The sequence below is a fragment of the Bacillus sp. JJ1474 genome (genome assembly GCF_036965225.1).
GTDB lineage: Bacteria > Bacillota > Bacilli > Bacillales > Cytobacillaceae > Cytobacillus.
The window spans coordinates 1-19,317 of the sequence record NZ_JBALPC010000131.1; the positions used below are offsets into that span (position 1 = coordinate 1).

A 19,317-nucleotide genomic window follows, 5' to 3' on the forward strand; every position below is an offset into this window, starting at 1 on the left:
TTCATAGTGCGCATTTTCAACTGTACCCTTGCTAAATGAGCTTCATGAACGCTTTATATTCCGCGTTTTCAGGAGAACCCTAGCAATCATTGGAATTCATACAGCATAATAGACACCCATGCAAAAAACATGAGAAATTAAACGATGGACTGTTTAATTTCTCATGAGTATATAAGATATTCATTATTTCTTTTTTGGAATTTTAATGGTTATTTGATAGAATTCATCAAATTCTTCTTCATGCGAGTCTAGGTTAATACCGCTATCTGAAACCATAGATAAGGATTGACGGATTGTATTAACAGCAATTCTCATATCCTTGCTAAACGCTTTTCTTTTCGGTTTTGGCTTCGGGTTATTTTGTTCTAAAAGACGAACAACCCGGTCTTCCGTTTGCTTTACATTTAGATTTTTATCAATAATTTCCTCTAGAAGCTTCACTTGCTTTTCAGGATCCTTAAGCGGGATGAGTGATCTGGCATGGCGCTCAGTAATCGCTTTACATAATAAAGCATCCTGAACCTCTTGAGGCAACTTTAATAACCGGAGCTTATTTGCAACGGTTGATTGCCCTTTTCCTAAGCGCTGAGCTAATGCTTCCTGGGTTAAATGATGTAACTCCAATAGCTTCCCATATGCGATTGCTTCTTCAATTGGAGACAATTCTTCCCTCTGCAGGTTTTCAATCAAGGCAACAGAAGCTGTTTCTGTATCATTTAGATTTTTGATGATGGCAGGAGCTTCCTCCCAGCCTAGCTTCTTCATGGCACGCCATCTGCGCTCACCTGCGATAATTTCAAACTGCCCATTCTCAAATTCCCGAACAACAATCGGCTGAATGATGCCATGAGTATGTATGGTTCGTGACAGTTCTTCAATTCTATCCTCATCAAATACCGTTCTTGGCTGAAAACGGTTAGGAACAATATGATCTATGGGGATTTTCTTAATTTCCTCATATTCCCCAATCTTCTCAACATCTATTTCTTCTTGTTTTTCTATTTCAACTTGTTCTCCCTTTTCGCCTAGGCCAAAAAAGCGTGAAAAAGAATGCTTCATCACCCTGCACCACCTTTACGAAACTCCCTATTACATATTCTCTATAAAATTGACAAGTCCTGCTGAAAATCAGGATTTTATTTTTCCAATTATCTTAAATGAGACATGGAACCTGTACCCTTATCCCTACTAATTATGCCACAATTCTTTGAAAAGTGTAATCCTATTCAATTGGAGTCTTGTTTGGGGTACCTGGTTTCCTAGGATATTTTTTGGGTGTAGCCTTTTCTTTGTGAATAATTAATAGATTGCGTTCGCTATCTTCCTGTGGGAGCGTGAAAGAAAATGATTGATGAAGTTTTCCACCTAGGATGAAAATGGCCTTTTTCCCCACTTCTAGTTCTTCATCAGCACTAGCACCCTTCATCGCGATAAATGTACCGCCGACTTTTACTAGCGGCATACATAGCTCGCTTAAAACAGAAAGCCTTGCAACTGCACGGGCAGTAACGACATCATATGATTCACGGTGCTCTTTTTTCTGACCAAATGTTTCCGCTCGGTCATGAATTAATTGAACGTCCTTTAAGCCAAGTTCCTTTGTTAAATGCTCTAAGAAGCCAATCCGTTTATTAAGAGAATCGACAATCGTAACCCGCAGCTCTGGAAATGCAATTTTAATTGGAAGACTTGGGAAACCCGCTCCTGCTCCTACATCGCAAATATGTAATGGCTTCGTAAAGTCAAAATAAAAGGCTGCTGAGATCGAATCATAAAAATGCTTTAAATAAACCTCTGGCTTATCTGTAATCGCCGTTAGGTTCATTTTCTCGTTCCATTCCACTAATAAGGTAAAATATTTCTCATATTGATCTAATTGCTGAGGCGAGAGGGAGATCCCCTTCGCCGCCAGCGCTTCAATAAATTGTTCTGTATTCATTCGCCAATCCTTTCTCAAGCTATGAAATGGCAAGCTTTATTCGTTTGTGACCTTTGCAATTCGGCCCTGTTCAATATAAATAAGCAAAATAGAAATATCGGCAGGATTGACTCCCGAAATTCTAGAAGCTTGTGCAATGGATAATGGCATGACTTCTTTTAAATTATGTCTTGCCTCTTTTGCCAAACCAGTAATCGCGTCATAATCAATATTCTCAGGGATCCTTTTGTCTTCCATTTTCTTTAATCGTTCTACCTGCTGCAATGATTTATCAATATAGCCTTCATACTTAATTTGAATCTCTACTTGCTCTTTTACTTCTTGATCCAGATTTTCTTCCCCAGGAGCGAGCTGCCAAATATGCTCATAGGACATTTCTGGTCTTTTCAGCAGGTCTGAGGCCCGGATTCCGTCTTTTAATTCGCTGCCTCCAAGGCTCTTGATGATTTCCTGAACGTCCTTTGATGGCTTTAAAATAATTCCTTTTAACCGTTCGATTTCATTTTCAATCGATTGTTTTTTAGAAAGGAACTTTTGATAGCGTTCTTCACTGATAAGACCAACAGAATGACCAATTTCCGTTAATCGCAGATCAGCATTATCATGGCGAAGCAATAAGCGGTATTCTGCACGAGAAGTGAGTAATCGATAAGGCTCCTGCGTCCCTTTTGTAATCAGGTCATCAATCATAACCCCGATATAGGCATCCGAACGGCTCAAAATGACCTCTTCCTTGTCAAATACGTTCATAGCCGCATTGATTCCAGCCATGAGGCCCTGTGCACCTGCTTCTTCATAGCCTGATGTTCCATTAATTTGCCCAGCTGTATATAAATTCTTTACCCTCTTCGTCTCTAATGTTGGCCAAAGCTGAGTCGGTCTGACGGAATCATATTCAATCGCATAGCCTGCGCGCATCATCTGGGCATTTTCCAAGCCAGGGACACTGCGGATCAAATCATGCTGTACTTCTTCTGGCAAGCTTGTCGATAAGCCTTGAACATAGACCTCTTGCGTATTTCGTCCTTCAGGCTCCAGGAAAATTTGGTGGCGCGGCTTGTCGTTAAAGCGAACAATCTTATCCTCAATGGATGGGCAATAACGCGGCCCCTTTCCTTGGATCATCCCGGAATACATCGGGGAACGATGCAGGTTAGCCTCAATAATTTGGTGTGTGCGTTCACTTGTATAGGTTAGCCAGCATGGCAGCTGGTCTGTTATAAATTTTGTCGTCTCATATGAGAAGGCAAGCGGTGCATCATCACCAGGCTGAATTTCTGTTTTACTGTAATCAATCGTATTGCTGTTCACACGAGGAGGTGTACCTGTTTTAAAGCGTTCTAATTCAAAGCCGATTTCCTCTAGATGCTCAGAAAGCTTGATAGAAGGTTGCTGATTGTTCGGACCGCTTGAATATTTTAGTTCGCCTAGGATGATTTCTCCTCTTAAGAAGGTCCCTGTTGTAATTATTACAGCTTTCGCATGATAAACAGCACCTGTTTGGGTGATCACACCTTTACATACACCATCTTCAATGATTAGTTGTTCAACCATTCCTTGGATAAGAGTAAGGTTTGATTGACTTTCGAGTGCCTTCTTCATTTCATGCTGATAGGCAAATTTATCAGCCTGTGCACGCAACGCTCTGACAGCAGGCCCTTTTCCTGTATTCAGCATGCGCATTTGAATATAGGTTTTATCTAGATTCTTTGCCATTTCGCCGCCTAAAGCGTCTATTTCTCTTACAACGGTTCCTTTTGCCGGACCTCCAATAGAGGGATTACACGGCATAAAGGCAATCATATCTAAATTAATGGTGACGACTAATGTCTTCGCGCCAATGCGGGCAGACGCAAGGCCAGCCTCACAGCCTGCATGACCAGCCCCGACCACAATGACATCATATGTTCCAGCTTCATATGGCATGATGCTGCCTCCTTTTTTTACTTTAGCTTTAGTTTTGGACAAAAATTTCTTGTCCGAATAACGGCCGCATTCGGACAACTTCCTCTGGATTCCGCTTTTCCTGTCCAAATAACAAGAATTAAAAAATCATCTATTTTCCTAAACAGAACTGCGAGAATAACTGGTCAATTAAGCTTTCGTGGACGCTGTCTCCGATGATTTCTCCAAGCAGCTCCCATGTTCTTGTAAAGTCAATTTGTACAATATCAATAGGGGTTCCCATTTCTACTGCCATTAAAGCATCTTCCATTGCACTTAACGCTTGATTCAATAAGGCAATATGGCGAGAATTCGAAACATACGTCATATCCCTTGATTCGATCGAGCCCTCAAAAAAGAGAGAAGCAATCGCTTCCTCCAGCTCATCTACTCCCCTATCCTCTAATAAGGATGTTGTGACAAGCTTATGGTTCCGAGAAAGGTTCCGGACACGATCCATATCAATGCTTTGAGGAAGATCGGTTTTATTCACAATGACGATAACGTCCATACCTTCGACAGCTTTAAATAAATTCTCGTCCTCTTCCGTAAATTCATCAGAGAAATTCAGAACAAGCAAAATAAGGTCCGCTTCCTTTAACACCTGCCGGGACCTTTCAACGCCGATTCGTTCGACTATATCCTCAGTTTCCCTTATCCCTGCTGTATCCAATAAACGTAATGGCACACCGCGAACATTCACATACTCTTCAATCACATCACGAGTCGTTCCAGGAATGTCTGTTACGATCGCCTTATTTTCTTGAACAAGACTATTCAACAAAGAGGATTTTCCTACATTTGGACGCCCTACAATGACGGTCGATAATCCTTCACGTAATATTTTCCCCTGATGCGAGGTACGAAGCAGCTTTTCAATCTCCCCTTTAACATATGAGCCCTTTTCTAATAGGAGCTGATGGGTCATTTCCTCCACATCATCATATTCAGGATAATCAATGTTTACCTCAACATGTGCGAGCGTCTCTAATATTTCCTGACGAAGCTTCCGAATAAGCTTCGAAAGTCTGCCTTCCATTTGTCCAAGAGCCACATTCATCGCCCGATCCGTTTTTGCCCGAATTAAGTCCATGACAGCTTCAGCCTGAGATAAATCAATCCGTCCATTTAAGAAAGCTCTCTTCGTAAACTCCCCAGGCTCCGCAAGTCTAGCCCCATGACTCAGAACAAGTTGAAGCACCCGATTGACAGAAGCAATTCCTCCGTGGCAATTAATTTCAATGACATCCTCTTTCGTGAAGGTTTTGGGACCCTTCATAACCGAGACCATGACTTCTTCAGCTATTTCATTCGTCCTTGGATCGACCATATGCCCATAATGGATCGTATGAGAGGCAACCTCTTTCAGTCTTTTACCGCTAACACCTCTAAACATTTTATCAGCAATCGCAATCGCTTCATCCCCGCTTAACCGAACGATCGCAATCGCTCCCTCGCCCATAGGCGTTGATATGGCTGCAATTGTATCTAATTCCATTACACTCCACCTCTTTTCATTAAAAGCTTTATTTATCTATAAAGTGAAACTTCAATCAGTGGGGGTTTTCTTTCATCCCCCACTGATTGTTAGTTGAACCAATCGGGCCTTTACGGGCTGTTGACCCCCACTTAGAAATTTTTGTTTTACTCGACTTCTTGAAGTGGAGGTCTTACAGCCCGTTAATCTGCGATAAACGTTACTTCCTGTGATTTCTACAAAATAATAGAATATCATATGCCTTTTTATTAGAAAACAAGTTTGTCTTCCTCTTCTTGCTTTAAATAAAACTTGTCCACAGCATTTATATTTTCAAAAACCTTTTATTTATCCACAGTTTTCAAATTAGGTATACTATATTTTATCTTATCCACATGTGAATAACAACAAAGCAGCCGTATCCTATGACAAGAAATGATGCAATGAATTTTTAGAACAAAAAAAAGAACCCAATCACGAGATTGGGTTCCTGCTTATTTAACGGGTGTAATGACGAGATGGCGATGCGGGTCATTTCCGCTTGAATACGTTTTTATCCTTTTATTATCAGCTAGAGCAGTATGAATGACCTTTCTTTCATATGAAGGCATCGGTTCTAAAGTAACAGTTTGACCTGTCTTTATCGCCTTTTGCGCCAATCGTCCAGCTAACTGAATAAGTGTATCATTTCGCCTTTTCCGATAATCCTCCGCATCCAGTAATACATTAATGTATTGTTCCGAATAGCGGTTCATAACTAATTGTGTTAAATACTGCAAAGAATTTAAAGTCTGACCCCTTTTTCCAATAAGCAGAGCAATTTTTTCCCCTGTTAAAATGAATTCGATGTTTCTCCCGCTGCCAATTACCTCTATTTCAATCGCAGCGCCCATCTTTTCACTTACATCTAATAGGAATTTCTTGCCTTCTTCAATTGGGTCTATTTTCATAACAGCTTTTACAATTGCAGGTCGTGAACCAAAGATGCCAAAGATCCCTTTTTTGCCTTCATCGACGATTGTAATTTCTGCACGTTCTTCCGTTGTCTGCAACTGAGCTAGAGCCGACTTTACTGCTTCCTCGACGGTCTGTCCTGTAGCAGTTACTTGTTTCACTTTTTTGCTCCTCCTGCTTTACCGGTTGCTGTAGCTTTCAGCTCCGGACCTTTAATAAAATACGTCTGAACGATCATAAAGATATTACCGACTACCCAATACAATGAAAGGGCAGCTGGGAAGTTAATAGCAAAAACAACGATCATTATCGGCATGAGCCAAAGCATCATCGCCATTTGCGGATTTTGATTAGCTGTACCTGCCATCATCATTTTTTGCTGAATAAATGTTGTTACACCAGCAATTAGCGGCAAAAGATAAATTGGATCTGGAGCACCTAGTTCAAACCATAAAAAGGAATGTAACTTAATCTCCTGAGTACGGGATATAGCATGGTAGAATCCAATCAGTACTGGCATTTGAATGATTAATGGAAAACATCCAGCTAAAGGGTTGACCCCATGCTGCTGGAATAGCGCCATGGTTTCTTGCTGCAGCTTTTGTTGGGTTTTTTGATCTTTTGAACTGTATTTTTCTTTTAATTTTGCCATTTCTGGCTGCAATGCCTGCATTGCCTTAGAACTTTTCGTTTGTTTAATCATTAAAGGAAGCATGAATAAGCGGACAATAATGGTGACAATGATAATCGATAAACCAAAGCTGCCACCAGCAAATTCAGCAACTTTTATGATGAAAAGTGAAAGCGGGTAAACTATGTACTGATTCCAAAAGCCTTCACTTTCGGATGTAATCGGCACGTTAATATCCATACAGCCTGATAAAAGCGCTGTTAAGAAGATCAGCCCGACTACTAGAAGTATTCTTTTCTTCAAACGATTTTTCCTCCTTACTGCTAAGAAAATTAATCTATTGTATGTTTATTCCCAAGTTTGTCACCTTCTAAATATATAAATGCAATTCAGAAGATTATGGAAAACAAAACTACATATATTTTAACATTATTAATAAAGCATGTCTTTAAAGAAAACACTTCTTCTTAAGACTGTTTATCAGCCATTCCTGGCTTAGGCTTAACCATAACCTTCGACAGCTTTAATACATGAATTAAACTGTTTTTAATTTCATGGAAACCCATATCAGCAACAGGCTTTCTTGCAATAATAATATAGTCGAAAGGATGTTTTAATTCATGCTCTAGTTCGTGAAAAGCTTGACGAACATAGCGCTTGATCTGATTTCTATTTACGGCGTTGCCAATTTTCTTACTCACTGAAAGACCAATTCGAAAGTGCTCCTGACCTGGCTTATTAAGTGAGTAAACAACAAATTGCCGATTGGCAAATGACTTGCCTTTTTTAAAGGCGTCTTGAAATTCTTTATTCTTTTTCACTCTAAATTCTTTTTTCATCTTCTCTTACCTCTCTAACAAGCGGAAGACTCTGTTTTTAATTGATTATGGAAAAAAAGACCACTGACGTTTCAGTGGCCTAAGCAGATAATACTTTTCTTCCTTTACGGCGGCGGCGAGCTAAGACGTTACGTCCGTTTGGCGTGCTCATGCGGCTGCGGAATCCATGAACTTTACTTCTTTTACGTGCTTTTGGTTGGTAAGTTCTTTTCATTATATGACACCTCCCTGAGGAATAGCTGTTAAAGACAGTCCTACTAATTATAAAGATGTAACTAGAATGTTGTCAACTGGTAGAAATTCGTAAGCTTGCATTCTAAACTAACTCAATTCTTACAAAAAGATCCACCAAGAAAGTTTACCCTCTTTTTGAATCTCTGTCACTTAAAAATTTTGTTTTTAAGAAAGTAATTTTCTCCACTTTTTTAATTTAACACCCGAATAGCCTGCGATTCTTATGTTGTGGATAATTTTTCGACACGTTTTTTATTATCCACAACACATATCGACAGCTTTTTCACACAAACACCCCTTGTGGACAATTTAAATCCACATACTCTTAGCCTTGTGGATAGATTCTTAAAAACCATTGCACCTCTTAGGAATATCTGTTATCATATTTGTGTTTTCACACTTAATAAATCATTGTGCATAACTTCGTTATCCACAGATTGTGGATAAGATGTGGATGACTTATTCTTTAAGGTTGTAAAACCTTGTCCACAGCTAGTGGATATTGTCGAAATCCTTCTTCTTTTCCTTATTATATGTTTTTCCACATACATGAGTCTGTATATTTATTAATATGTAGGTTGTACTGCTTGTATAGCCTATATTTTTTTGGTGCCTATCATTCTAATACACTAATAAAAAGTGATTATTGGCCTACTACGTTCTACCTGCTAACGAAAATTTCTTTAATAATAACTGGAAAAGGAGGGCTATCTATTGGAGAACATTGCGGATCTTTGGAATAATGCACTGACCAGCATAGAAAAGAAAATAAGCAAACCCAGTTATGAAACATGGCTGAAGTCAACGAAAGCTCACTCTCTTCAAGGTGACACGTTAACGATTACTGCGCCGAATGAGTTTGCCCGTGATTGGCTGGAAGAGCGCTATTCCCAATTGATCTCTGGAATTCTCTATGACATAACTGGAGAAGAATTAGGAGTAAAATTTATCATTCCTCAAAATCAAAGTGAAGAAGCGCTTAATTTTCCAAACCCGCCTAGAAAAGCGGATAAAGAGGATGAACATCCTGAACTGCCATTAAACATGCTTAATCCTAAATATACATTTGATACGTTTGTTATCGGCTCAGGAAACCGATTTGCCCATGCTGCTTCATTAGCAGTAGCTGAAGCACCAGCTAAAGCATACAACCCTTTATTTATTTATGGGGGAGTAGGACTTGGAAAAACTCACCTTATGCACGCCATTGGCCATTATGTGTTGGATCATAACCCGTCAGCTAAGGTTGTATATTTATCATCAGAGAAATTTACGAATGAATTTATTAACTCTATTCGTGATAATAAGGCCGTCGATTTCCGCAATAAATATCGAAAAGTGGATGTATTGTTAATTGATGATATTCAATTTTTAGCAGGAAAAGAATCAACTCAAGAGGAATTTTTCCATACCTTTAATACATTACATGAGGAAAGCAAGCAAATAATTATATCCAGTGATCGGCCGCCAAAGGAAATCCCAACCCTTGAAGATAGGCTTCGTTCCAGATTTGAATGGGGGCTTATCACCGATATCACTCCGCCAGATCTTGAAACAAGGATTGCTATTTTGCGCAAAAAGGCGAAAGCTGAAGGACTAGATATACCAAATGAAGTTATGCTATATATTGCCAATCAGATTGACTCTAATATTCGTGAATTAGAGGGCGCTCTTATTCGCGTTGTTGCGTACTCATCCTTAATTAATAAAGACATAAATGCCGATTTGGCAGCTGAGGCTCTTAGAGATATTATTCCAAGCTCAAAGCCAAAAGTGATTACGATACTTGATATTCAGCGTGTTGTCGGGGAACACTATAATGTGAAGCTAGAAGATTTTAAAGCGAAGAAAAGAACAAAATCCGTTGCATTTCCTCGACAAATTGCCATGTATTTATCGCGGGAATTAACAGACTTCTCTTTGCCTAAAATTGGAGAAGAATTCGGAGGACGGGATCATACAACCGTGATCCATGCTCATGAAAAAATCTCTAAACTCGTACAAACAGATACTCAATTCCAAAAAGAAATTAAAGAGATTCATGAAATACTAAAAATATAGTGTGCATAACATCAACCAGCTTATACACAGTCTGTCCACATGTGGATAGGCTGTGTTTCCATTAAAAAAATACAGTTATCCACATGTTAACAAGCCCTACTAGTACTTCTAGTATTTTTTAAAAGAAAAATATATAACTAAAATCATAAAAATAGTTTAAACGGAGGATTAAGAAATGAGATTTATAATCCAACGGGATCGATTAGTTCAAGGTGTTCAAGATGTTATGAAGGCGGTAACGAGCCGAACTACTATTCCAATTTTAACGGGGATCAAAATTGTCGCGACATCTGAAGGAGTAACTTTAACAGGCAGTGATTCAGATATATCGATTGAATCATTTATTCCTAAAGAAGAAGCTGGAGATGAAATTGCTGAAATCAAGCAAACAGGCTCCATTGTGCTCCAGGCTAAGTTTTTTAGCGAAATTGTTAAGAAGCTGCCGACGGATACGGTTGAAATGCATGTGGAAAACCAGCTGCAAACAGTCATCCGCTCTGGAAAATCTGAATTTAAATTAAATGGTTTAGATGCGGAGGAGTATCCGTTATTACCGCAAATCTCGGAAGAAAATGTGTTTAAGATTCCAACCGATCTTCTTAAAGCGTTGATTCGACAAACGGTATTTTCAGTGTCCACCTCAGAAACACGCCCTATCTTGACAGGTGTAAACTGGAGAGTGGAAAATGGGGAATTAACCTGTATTGCAACAGATAGCCATCGCTTAGCGCTTCGAAAAGCAAGAATAGAAACAGAAGCTGCAGAAAATTACAATGTCGTTATTCCAGGAAAGAGCTTAAGTGAATTAAGCAAAATTTTGGATGATCATAATGATCCAGTTGAAATTGTCATTACAGAAAATCAAGTTTTATTTAAAGCCAAGCACCTATTATTTTTCTCAAGATTACTTGAAGGTAATTATCCTGATACATCCAGATTGATCCCGACAGAAAGCAAAACAGATATTGTCGTCAATACGAAGGAGTTTTTACATGCGATTGATCGTGCTTCACTATTAGCAAGAGAAGGACGAAATAATGTCGTTAAATTTACAACGATTGACGCAGGGGTTATTGAAATATCTTCTAATACACCAGAAATCGGACATGTTGTCGAAGAATTACAAAGCCAATCTGTAGATGGTGAGGATTTAAAAATCTCCTTCAGCGCCAAATTTATGATGGATGCACTTAAAACACTAGAGGGTTCAGAAATTAAGATTAGTTTCACGGGAGCCATGAGACCATTTGTTATTCGACCAATTAATGACGATTCCATTCTCCAGCTGATTTTGCCGGTTAGAACGTATTAATAAACAAGAAGGGCTGCCAGCATAAGAGCTGGTAGCTTTTCTTTGTATAATCGCTAAATTTTTAGTAAAATAGAATTTTAGGGTACATTCTAGAAATTGTTTTGATTTTATGGGAAAAATAAGGGGAGATAGCTTTTATTTTCTTTTTGACAAAAAATCAAACAATCGAGGAAGTGAAAAGATGACAGAAATCAAAATTGATACGGAATATATTACATTGGGCCAATTTCTTAAAGTAGCTGAGGTTATTCAGTCTGGCGGGATGGCCAAGTGGTTTTTAAGTGAATATGAAGTATTCGTAAATGGAGAGCAGGACCAAAGAAGAGGCAGAAAGCTCCGAACGGGAGATAAAGTTCAAATCGAGGACTTTGGTTCATTTACGATTGTTTAAAAAATAGGCCTTCTGTAGCAGAGAGCTATGCTAAAAGGATGTAGGTCCATGTATATAGAGCAATTGCTGTTAAAAAATTACCGGAACTATGAAGGATTAGAAGTCCAGTTTGAAAATAAGGTGAATGTCATATTGGGTGAGAATGCACAAGGAAAAACAAACGTCATGGAATCCATATATGTATTAGCCATGGCAAAATCGCATCGTACCTCAAATGATAAAGAACTTATTCGCTGGGACCAAGAGTATGCTAAAATAGAAGGTAGGGTCCAAAAAAATAGAGGTTCCTTGCCGATGCAATTAGTTATCTCCAAAAAGGGAAAAAAGGCTAAGTGCAACCATATTGAACAGCAAAAATTAAGTCAATACGTGGGAAATATGAATGTCGTCATGTTTGCTCCCGAAGATCTCCATCTTGTAAAGGGAAGCCCGCAGGTAAGACGGCGTTTTATCGACATGGAAATAGGGCAAGTTTCTCCCATCTATCTCCATGATGTTAGCCAGTATCAAAAAATACTGCAGCAAAGAAATCACTATTTAAAGCAGCTCCAAATAAAAAAACAAACGGATCAAACAATGCTGGATATCCTGACAGAGCAGTTTATTCAAACTGCCGTCAAAATCGTGAAAAAGCGCTTCGAATTTCTGCAGCTGCTTGAAAATTGGGCAATGCCGATTCATGAAGGAATATCAAGAGGGCTTGAATCGTTGAAAATAGAGTACAAGCCATCGGCAGATGTATCAGATGAGCAAGATTTGTCGAAAATGATAAAAGTATACGAAGATAAGTTTGGAAAAATAAAAAATAGAGAAATTGAACGTGGTGTTACGATGTTCGGCCCTCATCGGGATGATCTTACTTTTTATGTAAATGGGCGCGATGTACAAACCTTTGGCTCACAAGGGCAGCAGCGAACAACAGCTTTATCTGTTAAGCTCGCAGAAATTGAGCTTATTCATTCTGAGATTGGTGAATATCCCCTATTGCTTCTTGATGATGTACTTTCAGAACTTGATGATTATCGGCAATCACATTTATTAAATACGATTCAAGGAAAAGTACAAACCTTTGTCACAACAACAAGTGTTGATGGAATTGATCATAAGACCTTAAAAGAGGCAGCTGCTTTCAGGGTGGAAGCTGGAAGCGTGAAAAAGATTCAATGAGGTGAGCATTTGTACATCCATGTCGGAGAAGATATATTAGTTCGTTCCAAGGATATTGTCGCTATTGTTGATAAGCAAAGTGTTCACTCTTCTAAAATGATAGAAGAGTTTTTAGAGCGCCAGAAGCACTCTGTCATAAACCTCTCCAAAGGTTCTTATAAATCAGTGGTCATTACCACGAAGGAAATCTACTTTTCCCCACTGGCATCAGGTACATTAAAAAAGCGTTCCGCGAAATCTGCAATTTAAAATAAAGATAATAGTTTGGCGAAATAGAATAAGGATTAGCCAGGCTTTTTTATAGATAATTGATATTTGATAGTAATGCAAATGAAAGTGTAGGTGATCGATGTGTCAATGGAGCAAAAGGCAGTGCAGGAAGAGTCTTATGATGCCAATCAGATACAGGTTTTAGAAGGTCTAGAAGCGGTTCGTAAGCGTCCAGGGATGTATATTGGTTCTACAAGTGCTAAAGGTTTGCACCATCTCGTATGGGAAATTGTAGACAACAGTATTGACGAAGCATTAGCCGGATATTGTTCAGAGATTAATGTGTGCATCGAGAAAGATAATAGTATAACCGTCATCGATAACGGACGTGGTATCCCTGTCGATACTCAGGAAAAAATGGGCCGTCCAGCTGTTGAAGTTATTATGACCGTTCTCCATGCTGGAGGGAAATTCGGCGGCGGCGGATATAAGGTTTCCGGCGGGCTGCATGGTGTAGGTGCTTCTGTTGTTAATGCACTTTCCACTGAATTAGAAGTATTTGTTCATCGGGATGGACATATTCACTATATTAAATTTGAGCGTGGCGTTACGTGTGGGGATATAAAGATCATCGGAGAAACCGATCATACAGGGACAACGATACATTTCAGGCCAGATCCGGAGATCTTCACTGAAACACTTGAATACGACTTTGATACACTGGCAAACCGTATTCGGGAATTAGCCTTCTTAAATCGCGGCCTCCAAATTAACATTGAGGATAAGCGAGAAGATGGCAAGAAGCTAGAATATATGTATGAGGGCGGAATCAAGTCGTACGTTGAGCATTTAAATCGTTCAAAGGAAGTCCTTCACGAGGAACCGATTTATATTGAGGGCGAGCGTGATGGAATTAATGTTGAAGTATCCATCCAGTACAATGATGGGTATACAAGCAATATTTATTCCTTTGCCAATAATATTAATACGTATGAAGGCGGAACCCATGAAGTCGGTTTCAAAACAGCTTTAACAAGGGTTATTAATGACTATGCAAGAAGAAGTGGGATTTTCAAAGAAAATGATGCCAATCTTTCAGGGGAAGATGTCCGCGAAGGAATTACGGCTATTATATCCATTAAGCATCCGGACCCTCAATTTGAAGGACAAACAAAAACAAAGCTAGGGAACTCTGAGGCCCGTGCGATTACAGATACTGTTTTTTCTGAGGCATTAGACAAATTCCTGCTAGAGAACCCGGCTGTTGCGAGAAAAATCGTTGAAAAAGGGCTAATGGCTGCCCGTGCAAGATTAGCAGCTAAAAAGGCTCGTGAATTAACAAGACGGAAAAGTGCATTAGAAGTATCAAGCTTACCTGGTAAATTAGCGGATTGTTCTTCAAAGGATGCATCCATCTCTGAATTATATATTGTTGAGGGTGATTCAGCGGGCGGATCCGCCAAACAAGGGCGTGATCGCCATTTCCAAGCCATTCTTCCGCTAAGAGGGAAAATCCTCAATGTTGAGAAAGCTAGACTGGATCGAATTCTTTCAAACAACGAAGTAAGAGCCATGATTACAGCAGCTGGAACGGGCATTGGTGATGACTTTGATATTTCGAAAGCGCGATACCACAAGATTGTTATCATGACCGATGCGGATGTTGATGGTGCCCATATTCGTACTTTACTATTAACCTTCTTCTATCGTTATATGAGACAAATCCTTGAAGCGGGATATATTTATATCGCTCAGCCACCTTTATACAAAATCCAGCAAGGTAAACGGATTGAGTATGCCTACAATGAAAGTCAGCTGGAAGAAGTTATGGGGAGCTTGCCAAGCAGTCCTAAACCAAATGTACAGCGTTACAAAGGGTTAGGAGAGATGAATCCAGAGCAGCTTTGGGAAACAACGATGAATCCAGAAACAAGAACTTTATTGCAGGTAAATCTTGAAGATGCGATTGAAGCGGATGAAACCTTTGAAATCCTTATGGGTGATAAAGTGGAACCTCGCCGTCAATTTATTGAAGAAAATGCATTATATGTTAAGAACCTAGATATTTGATTGAGACCCAGGGTAGATGGCTATTATTCTATCCTGGTTTTATATACATGAAGTGCAAAGGGAGCTACTTTTGATATTTAGGCTACCTTTTATCATAGAAACTATTCATCGGGAATTTTCACCTATGGATAGATTGAGAAATAGTTGTTCACATAAAGGAGGTTCTTTACATGGCTGAAACTCCGAAGCCCTCAGTAAAAGAGATTAATATAAGTCAGGAAATGCGTTCATCCTTTCTTGACTATGCGATGAGTGTTATTGTATCTCGTGCTTTACCAGATGTACGAGATGGATTAAAGCCGGTTCATCGCCGGATTTTATACGCAATGCATGATCTTGGCATGCATTCAGACAAGCCTTATAAGAAATCAGCTCGTATCGTTGGGGATGTTATTGGTAAGTATCATCCGCATGGTGACTCTGCTGTTTATGAAACAATGGTGCGGATGGCTCAGGACTTTAACTACCGTTATATGCTTGTAGATGGGCATGGCAACTTTGGTTCTGTCGATGGGGATTCTGCAGCAGCGATGCGTTATACGGAAGCTCGTATGTCCAAAATCTCGATGGAGCTTTTAAGAGATATTAATAAAGACACAATTGATTATCAGGATAACTATGATGGGGAAGAGAGAGAGCCCGTTGTTTTGCCGGCTAGATTCCCGAATTTATTAGTGAATGGTACATCAGGAATAGCTGTTGGAATGGCAACGAATATCCCTCCGCATCAGCTTGGCGAAGTCATTGATGGAGTTCTTGCCATTAGTAAGGATCCTGATATGACAATTCCGGAGCTGATGGATATTATTCCGGGACCGGATTTCCCTACAGCTGGGATGATTCTCGGCCGAAGCGGCATTCGCAAGGCTTATGAAACAGGAAGAGGCTCTATTACATTAAGAGCAAAAGTAGACATTGAACAAAAATCAAATGGCAGAGAAGTCATTATTGTCAATGAAATTCCTTATCAAGTGAATAAAGCTAAGCTGATTGAAAGAATTGCTGAGCTGGTTAGAGATAAAAAGATTGACGGGATTACCGATTTGCGTGATGAATCCGACCGTAACGGTATGCGGATTGTCATTGAAGTTCGCAGAGATGCTAATGCAAGTGTATTATTGAACAATCTATATAAGCAAACGGCGATGCAGACGAGCTTCGGAATCAATTTGCTTGCTCTCGTTGATGGGGAACCGAAAGTACTGAATTTAAAGCAATGTTTAGAGTATTACCTCAATCACCAGAAGGTCGTAATCCGCCGCAGAACAGAGTTTGAATTAAGAAAAGCGGAAGCTCGTGCTCATATTCTTGAAGGCTTAAGAATTGCACTCGATCATTTGGATGAAGTAATTGCATTAATTCGCGGCTCTCAAACAACGGATATTGCCAGAGAAGGATTAATGTCTAAATTTAATCTTTCTGAGAAGCAAGCTCAGGCAATTCTAGATATGCGTCTACAACGTTTAACAGGCTTAGAGCGTGAAAAAATTGAAGATGAATATGCAAGCTTAGTTAAACTAATTGCCGAGCTGAAAGCGATATTAGCGGATGAGGAAAAGGTACTCGAAATTATCCGTGAAGAATTGCTTGAAATTAAAGAAAGATTTAATGATGAGCGCCGCACGGAAATCGTTGCAGGGGGCATTGAGCAAATTGAAGATGAAGATCTTATTCCCCGTGAAAATATCGTCATCACTCTAACTCATAAAGGCTATATTAAACGTCTGCCGGTTTCTACTTACCGTGCCCAAAAGCGTGGTGGCCGAGGAATTCAAGGCATGGGGACAAATGAAGATGATTTTGTTGAGCATTTAATGACAACATCAACCCATGACACAATCTTGTTCTTCACGAACAAAGGGAAGGTATATCGTTCTAAAGGATATGAAATTCCTGAATTTAGCCGTACAGCGAAAGGAATTCCAATTGTTAACTTGCTTAGCGGCATCGAGAAGGATGAATGGGTAAACGCTATTATCCCTATTGAAGAATTTGTAGATGATTGGTTCTTATTCTTTACAACTAAGCAAGGGATTTCTAAGCGTTCCCCTCTTACTTCATTTGCTAATATTAGAAACAATGGGTTAATTGCCATTAATTTAAGAGAAGATGATGAGCTGATTTCTGTACGCTTAACAGATGGACAGAAGGAAATTATTATTGGAACGAAAAATGGGCTGCTCATTCGTTTCCCTGAAGATGATGTCCGTTCAATGGGACGTACCGCAACAGGGGTTAAAGGAATAAGCTTAAGCGGTGATGATGAAGTAGTGGGAATGGAAGTGTTGGAGGAGAACTCTCAAATACTAATTGTTACGAAAAACGGTTATGGTAAACGTACACCTTCCGAAGAATATCGTATTCAAGGAAGAGGCGGAAAAGGAATTAAAACATGTAATGTTACCGAGAAAAATGGAAATCTAGTTTCCATGAGAGCGGTCACTGGCGAAGAAGACTTAATGTTAATTACGACTGGCGGTGTCCTAATCCGCATGGCTGTTAGTGATATTTCGACAATGGGACGTAACACTCAAGGTGTCAGACTCATTCGTTTAGACGAAAACATAGATGAATTTGTCGCTACTGTTGCCAAGGTTGAAAAAGAAGAGGATAAACCTGAAGAGGAATTAACAAAGCCATTAGAAAGTGCTGAATTCCTTCCAGATGAGGAATCCGTAGAAGATGATCAAGAATAATATACAAATCGGGGGAACACAAATTTTGTGTTCCTCCTTTTGTGTTTAATGGGGTATAATGGTAAAAACGACTCATGACATTTGGGGTGGAAGACTGTGCGTGTAAACATAAAGGAATTGCGAGAGGGATGTATTGTATCTGAAGATATTTATAGTCTGACAAATCGTCCAATTGTTACAAAGAAAAGCATTCTTACGAAAGAATTAATACATATATTAAATGCTTTTCTTATTGAGGAAGTAGCTGTAGAAAAGTTAATGGTTAATGGCTCTGTGTTTATTCCAAAAGAATACATAATTGATGAGAGAGAAACAAAGGAAGCACCAAGCGAGAACAATGGATGTCTGGAAGATATGTTTCTTATAGGAGTTCAAAATTTTAAAAGGGAATTTAAGAACTGGCAATCAGGTTTGCCGATTGATATTTCAAAAATAAGAAACATTATGCTTCCTCTCGTTGATAAATCAGAAACTAATCCCTCTGATTTGTTCTCCCTGCATCATTTATCAACTAATGATGAATACCTGTATCAGCACTCTGTTGCAGTCGGGCTATTAAGTGCCTTTATCGGAAAGAAACTTAAATATAATAAAGGAGATGTTTTACAGCTTGCTCTTAGCGGTTGTCTTTCAGACGCAGGAATGGCAAAAGTAAAGCCTTCTATCCTTTTTAAGAATTCAACCTTAACTCTTCAGGAATTTGAAGAGATTAAAAGACATCCAGTTTATAGCTATAAGATGGTGCAAAATATTTCTCTATTAAAAGAAACGACAAAGTTAGGGATTTTTCAACATCATGAAAGATTAGATGGAAGTGGCTATCCATTAGGGGAACAAAACAATAAAATCAGCACATTTGCCAAAATCATTGCGGTTGCTGATACCTTTCATGCCATGACTAGTAATAGACTTTACCGAAAAAAACAGTCACCTTTTAAAGTTTTAGAAATGATGCTCCAGGATATGTTCGGGAAATATGATATTGCAGCGATGCACGCAATCGGGTCAGGCTTTATGACTTTTTCAATTGGAAGCAGTGTAAAGCTTTCAAATGGTCAAATAGCTGAAATTATGTTTTTAGAAGAAAAAACTCCGACAAGGCCACTTGTGAAAATAAATCAAACCGGTGAAATTTTTCACTTAGAAAAGCTTCGGCAATTATATATAGAGGAAGTGATTAAATAGACCACAAATAGTTGGTCTATTTTTTTGCAAAAGGGAATTAACATATTTTACAATAATAAAAAGTCGATTTATGCGTAAAAAACACTTGCAAAAGCACTATGGGCTTGTTATACTAATTCAAGTCAGCAAGCGAGAGCAAATAACTCCTTTGAAAAAAATGTTGACAACGTTATATAGAAATCATATATTAATAAAGTCGCCTCTGAG

16 protein-coding genes are annotated in these 19,317 nt (G+C 39.1%); 8 read left to right on the forward strand and 8 right to left on the reverse strand.

From position 1 onward, the window contains the following. Positions 1-183 precede the first annotated feature (183 nt). From noc to rpmH, 8 genes are all read right to left on the reverse strand, one after another. Positions 184-1,059 carry a nucleoid occlusion protein gene (gene noc / locus V7164_RS16350; RefSeq protein WP_335354614.1) on the reverse strand — a complete coding sequence of 292 codons (876 nt, stop codon included), beginning with the start codon at positions 1,057-1,059 and terminating at the stop codon, positions 184-186. Between the two features lie 163 nt (positions 1,060-1,222). Further along, the gene (gene rsmG / locus V7164_RS16355; RefSeq protein ID WP_335347378.1) at positions 1,223-1,939 is read right to left on the reverse strand and encodes a 16S rRNA (guanine(527)-N(7))-methyltransferase RsmG; all 717 of its coding nucleotides are present in this window, start codon (positions 1,937-1,939) and stop codon (positions 1,223-1,225) included. 36 nt (positions 1,940-1,975) lie between these two features. Beyond that, on the reverse strand, positions 1,976-3,865 hold the full coding sequence (gene mnmG, locus V7164_RS16360) for a tRNA uridine-5-carboxymethylaminomethyl(34) synthesis enzyme MnmG (RefSeq protein WP_335347377.1): 1,890 nt from the start codon (positions 3,863-3,865) through the stop codon (positions 1,976-1,978). A gap of 130 nt (positions 3,866-3,995) precedes the next feature. After that, positions 3,996-5,381 carry a tRNA uridine-5-carboxymethylaminomethyl(34) synthesis GTPase MnmE gene (gene mnmE / locus V7164_RS16365; RefSeq protein ID WP_335347376.1) on the reverse strand — a complete coding sequence of 462 codons (1,386 nt, stop codon included), beginning with the start codon at positions 5,379-5,381 and terminating at the stop codon, positions 3,996-3,998. 473 nt (positions 5,382-5,854) lie between these two features. Beyond that, on the reverse strand, positions 5,855-6,475 hold the full coding sequence (gene jag, locus V7164_RS16370) for an RNA-binding cell elongation regulator Jag/EloR (protein ID WP_335347375.1): 621 nt from the start codon (positions 6,473-6,475) through the stop codon (positions 5,855-5,857). Next, positions 6,472-7,248 carry a YidC family membrane integrase SpoIIIJ gene (gene spoIIIJ / locus V7164_RS16375; RefSeq protein ID WP_335347374.1) on the reverse strand — a complete coding sequence of 259 codons (777 nt, stop codon included), beginning with the start codon at positions 7,246-7,248 and terminating at the stop codon, positions 6,472-6,474. The genes jag and spoIIIJ overlap by 4 nt, the downstream gene beginning before the upstream one ends. A gap of 164 nt (positions 7,249-7,412) precedes the next feature. Then, positions 7,413-7,784, reverse strand: a complete 372-nt coding sequence (gene rnpA, locus V7164_RS16380; protein WP_335347373.1) for a ribonuclease P protein component — start codon at positions 7,782-7,784, stop codon at positions 7,413-7,415. Between the two features lie 79 nt (positions 7,785-7,863). Continuing rightward, complete coding sequence (gene rpmH, locus V7164_RS16385; RefSeq protein WP_066296007.1) at positions 7,864-7,998, reverse strand: 50S ribosomal protein L34; 135 nt, start codon at positions 7,996-7,998, stop codon at positions 7,864-7,866. 734 nt (positions 7,999-8,732) lie between these two features. Here rpmH and dnaA point away from each other — a divergent pair. The 8 genes from dnaA (at position 8,733) to V7164_RS16425 (ending at position 19,110) form a co-directional block, all read left to right on the forward strand. Beyond that, positions 8,733-10,079: a chromosomal replication initiator protein DnaA gene (dnaA, locus tag V7164_RS16390; protein WP_335347372.1), complete on the forward strand. Its 1,347-nt coding sequence runs from the start codon at positions 8,733-8,735 to the stop codon at positions 10,077-10,079. A 175-nt stretch (positions 10,080-10,254) separates the two neighbouring features. Then, entirely contained in the window at positions 10,255-11,391 is a 1,137-nt protein-coding gene (gene dnaN, locus V7164_RS16395) for a DNA polymerase III subunit beta (protein ID WP_335347371.1), read from the forward strand. A gap of 181 nt (positions 11,392-11,572) precedes the next feature. Further along, positions 11,573-11,782 (forward strand): S4 domain-containing protein YaaA, encoded by a 210-nt coding sequence (yaaA, locus tag V7164_RS16400; RefSeq protein ID WP_335354615.1) that lies wholly within the window; start codon positions 11,573-11,575, stop codon positions 11,780-11,782. A gap of 48 nt (positions 11,783-11,830) precedes the next feature. Continuing rightward, positions 11,831-12,949: a DNA replication/repair protein RecF gene (recF, locus tag V7164_RS16405; RefSeq protein ID WP_335347369.1), complete on the forward strand. Its 1,119-nt coding sequence runs from the start codon at positions 11,831-11,833 to the stop codon at positions 12,947-12,949. A gap of 9 nt (positions 12,950-12,958) precedes the next feature. Continuing rightward, complete coding sequence (remB, locus tag V7164_RS16410) at positions 12,959-13,198, forward strand: extracellular matrix regulator RemB (protein WP_335347368.1); 240 nt, start codon at positions 12,959-12,961, stop codon at positions 13,196-13,198. A gap of 108 nt (positions 13,199-13,306) precedes the next feature. After that, positions 13,307-15,229, forward strand: a complete 1,923-nt coding sequence (gyrB, locus tag V7164_RS16415; protein WP_335347367.1) for a DNA topoisomerase (ATP-hydrolyzing) subunit B — start codon at positions 13,307-13,309, stop codon at positions 15,227-15,229. A 170-nt stretch (positions 15,230-15,399) separates the two neighbouring features. After that, positions 15,400-17,925 (forward strand): DNA gyrase subunit A, encoded by a 2,526-nt coding sequence (gyrA, locus tag V7164_RS16420; RefSeq protein ID WP_335347366.1) that lies wholly within the window; start codon positions 15,400-15,402, stop codon positions 17,923-17,925. Positions 17,926-18,021: 96 nt separating this feature from the next. Beyond that, a complete protein-coding gene (locus tag V7164_RS16425) occupies positions 18,022-19,110 on the forward strand; it encodes an HD-GYP domain-containing protein (protein WP_335347365.1) in 1,089 nt (362 codons plus the stop codon). Positions 19,111-19,317: the final 207 nt, after the last annotated feature.